The organism is bacterium (genome assembly GCA_041648665.1).
Lineage (GTDB): Bacteria > UBA10199 > UBA10199 > 2-02-FULL-44-16 > JAAZCA01 > JAFGMW01.
Map to the genome: position 1 here is coordinate 1 of JBAZOP010000204.1, position 2,528 is coordinate 2,528.

At 57.2% G+C, this 2,528-nt stretch carries 7 protein-coding genes; all 7 read right to left on the minus strand.

What is annotated here, in order from left to right:
• Nucleotides 1-122: 122 nt before the first annotated feature.
• The 7 genes from WC683_20785 to WC683_20815 all read right to left on the minus strand — a co-directional run bounded on the left by WC683_20785 (nt 123) and on the right by WC683_20815 (nt 2,387).
• Nucleotides 123-332, minus strand: a complete 210-nt coding sequence (locus WC683_20785) for a hypothetical protein (protein ID MFA4975048.1) — start codon at nt 330-332, stop codon at nt 123-125.
• Complete coding sequence (locus WC683_20790) at nt 329-811, minus strand: hypothetical protein (protein MFA4975049.1); 483 nt, start codon at nt 809-811, stop codon at nt 329-331. The genes WC683_20785 and WC683_20790 overlap by 4 nt, the downstream gene beginning before the upstream one ends.
• Nucleotides 812-1,189: 378 nt before the next feature.
• Nucleotides 1,190-1,312, minus strand: coding sequence for a hypothetical protein (locus tag WC683_20795; GenBank protein ID MFA4975050.1), 123 nt, complete (start codon nt 1,310-1,312; stop codon nt 1,190-1,192).
• Nucleotides 1,309-1,851: a DUF1064 domain-containing protein gene (locus tag WC683_20800; GenBank protein MFA4975051.1), complete on the minus strand. Its 543-nt coding sequence runs from the start codon at nt 1,849-1,851 to the stop codon at nt 1,309-1,311. The genes WC683_20795 and WC683_20800 overlap by 4 nt, the downstream gene beginning before the upstream one ends.
• Nucleotides 1,841-1,984 (minus strand): hypothetical protein, encoded by a 144-nt coding sequence (locus WC683_20805; GenBank protein ID MFA4975052.1) that lies wholly within the window; start codon nt 1,982-1,984, stop codon nt 1,841-1,843. Before WC683_20805 ends, WC683_20800 begins: the two co-directional genes overlap by 11 nt.
• Nucleotides 1,981-2,202 (minus strand): hypothetical protein, encoded by a 222-nt coding sequence (locus WC683_20810; protein ID MFA4975053.1) that lies wholly within the window; start codon nt 2,200-2,202, stop codon nt 1,981-1,983. Before WC683_20810 ends, WC683_20805 begins: the two co-directional genes overlap by 4 nt.
• The gene (locus WC683_20815; GenBank protein MFA4975054.1) at nt 2,202-2,387 is read right to left on the minus strand and encodes a hypothetical protein; all 186 of its coding nucleotides are present in this window, start codon (nt 2,385-2,387) and stop codon (nt 2,202-2,204) included. Before WC683_20815 ends, WC683_20810 begins: the two co-directional genes overlap by 1 nt.
• Between the last annotated feature and the right edge of the window lie 141 nt (nt 2,388-2,528).

Sequence of the window (2,528 nt, forward strand, 5' to 3'; positions counted from 1 at the left end):
TCTCGATCGGGGCGAGCTTCCGGTGGTGGAGGGCCAGGATCTCCCGGCGGAGGGGGGTATCCCGGTGCGTGAGAGGGATGCCGGTCATGGGACCGCTCCCGGGTGTTGCGGATGTTGCAGTATCACGGTGCCGCCTCCTCGATGAGGTCGATGGCGGCGGCGAAATTATCCGAAGCGAGCAAGGCTTTTTCGAGCGCTTCGCGGAGTTTCAGGTCGTCCTGGGCCAGCGGCTGGAGGGCACTGATCAGCTGGGCGAGAGCTTCGGATTTTTCCTGGTGTTCCCGGAGCTTGACCAGTAACCCGATCACGGCGAGGTCGCGGGCGGTCGTCATGCCGAACACCGCCGCACGTACTTCTGGCAGTCCTCGGGCGTGACCCGGATGCCGGCCTTCGCCGATACGAGGGATGCCTGCTCCTCCCACCACTGCCAGAAGTTGTCGTCCGGGTCGGACTCCGGGAGGCGGCGGACGTGCTGGCCGTTTATGCCGAGCACTTCTTTGAGTGCCTTGAGGATCTTCTTCTCCTGCCGTTCGCGTTCCTTCTCCTTCGCGGCCCGTCCGATGATAGCTACTTCTATTGAATCAATTACCTGGTTGAGAGCATCCCGTTCGGCCTTCTTCTCCTCTAAAAATTGGATCAGCTTCGCCGTGGGAATACGCCCATTTTGAACGTATTTGCGATAGAGCGTATCCAGTCCGATCGCGTAAATCTCCGGATCGGAATGGCCCAAATTAGCGATGGTTTCCCGTTTATCCCCCTCGGCGTTTAAGCAGACTTTGGCGGGGGATTTGTATTTCCGCCGATTAGCCATGAGATTTCCCCCCTGAAAAGTATGATATATATATCAATTTGGAGGGGGGGTGGATCGGGGTATGAATCAAATATATATATATATATATTACTTTCAAGGTAGCTAGATATAATATAGAATAGTAATATATTTCATACATTTGAACCACTTTTCCTCCTCTTTAAGGCCGTATTTCGGCATTCTGGGCTACAATACTTCGAGTTCTTCGCCGCACGGGGGTTCCTCCAGTACTCGCACCCACAGGTTAAACAGATGAGTTTAACGCTCCCCCAGCCTTTCCGCCCTTTTGTTCCCTGGAAGACGGTTTCGCTCATGGTGCCTCTCCCGTCAGAGGGTGTAGATCGGTCTCTCTCCATACCCGGCGAGCGAGAGCCGCGTTCATGGCATCCACCCGCCGGTTAGCGCCAGGCACGCCCGGGCGAAGAGAAATAACTCCAGCCCCAGCAGCGACGCCATCAGGAGTTCGAGGTAAAAGATAACCTCGTAGCGGATGCGGATCACGTTGGCACCGCCTTGATATCGGTCACGATCATCAGGCAGCGGTCCGGGTAGAGGTACTCGAACCGCTTCCACTTCGACTTGAACAAAGGTGTTTGAATTTTTCCTTTTACGTCCTCAACTATTTCGGTGCCATCATTAAGGGTCACGAGAAAATCGGCGACGTATTCTTCTGCCCTGAACCCTCGCATCTTCTTCCGGCTGCGTCCGCAGATCGGGCACTTTTTTGGGGAAGGGTCATCGGGACCGTACACGCGCCCACAACATTTTTTAAAAGCAGGCTGGAGCTCGAATCGCGGCTGCAATTCGATACTTCGAATAATCCCTTGATGCTGGAATTGTTTTAGCCAGCCGTATCGTTTGGCTTCTTTCTGGCTGTCGAAAGTGATGCCGTCCAGGGTGACTTTTTTCGCGTGGTATTTGGAGGGCATCACTGTCGCCTCCACTTGTAGCACAATCGTAGGAAGCACCGCAGCCCGAACCAGCAGGGGATATCCCACCAGCACCCTCTCGGCGTGCGATAATCGCAGGTCACGATCCATACCTCCGCTCGATGGCCAGGGCCTCCTGCAGCTCCTGGATGGCGATGCGCAGCGGGAAGGCGGGCATGTTCGTGTAAAAGTCCCGCAGGAGAGTAAGGCCGGCCTCGATCTTCGCTTCGGCTAAAGGATTCATAAAACACCTTTCCGTAATGCCTCTATCGACCGTTTGCGCCATGCAATTTGATCCTCCAGCCATCGTATCTCGGCTTCCAGGTTCGGGATCAAGTCGGGCCGTTTCGGGCACCCGATATAGGCGCAGCGCAGGCGGGCGGTCACCGGGTGCTGGCATTCCAGGCCATTTATCAAGGTGCACCCCTCGGCGATGTCGCGGCACCATTCCGAGTAGTCCATCATACACCTTCCAGCGTCTTCTGCCGCTTGTCCAGGAGGACGCATTCGTGCGCCCGCACCCGCTCGGTATGCTCGCAGTTCTCGCAGAAGGCGTGCTCGCTCTGGTCGTCGTCGAGGACTGCGCCGCACTGCTCGCAGCACCGCACGTGGGCGACGGGCTTCGTGGGGAACGGGGGAAGGTTCACGTAAAACCACCTTCCAGCCCTTCCGTCGCCCAGGACGGCCCCGGCGGCGCTCGCGGCGGCAGGGCGTAGAGCGGGATCTCGCGGATGCGGTCGAACAATAGCCGCTCGAACAGGGCCCGGGCGGTATGATAACTCCCGTCT

Excerpts from the sequence above, each read along its gene's own strand:
- WC683_20785 (MFA4975048.1), bottom strand. The coding sequence starts at position 332 with ATGACGACCGCCCGCGACCTCGCCGTGATCGGGTTACTGGTCAAGCTC.
- WC683_20790 (MFA4975049.1), bottom strand. The coding sequence starts at position 811 with ATGGCTAATCGGCGGAAATACAAATCCCCCGCCAAAGTCTGCTTAAAC.
- WC683_20800 (MFA4975051.1), bottom strand. The coding sequence starts at position 1,851 with ATGGATCGTGACCTGCGATTATCGCACGCCGAGAGGGTGCTGGTGGGA.
- WC683_20805 (MFA4975052.1), bottom strand. The coding sequence starts at position 1,984 with ATGAATCCTTTAGCCGAAGCGAAGATCGAGGCCGGCCTTACTCTCCTG.
- WC683_20810 (MFA4975053.1), bottom strand. The coding sequence starts at position 2,202 with ATGGACTACTCGGAATGGTGCCGCGACATCGCCGAGGGGTGCACCTTG.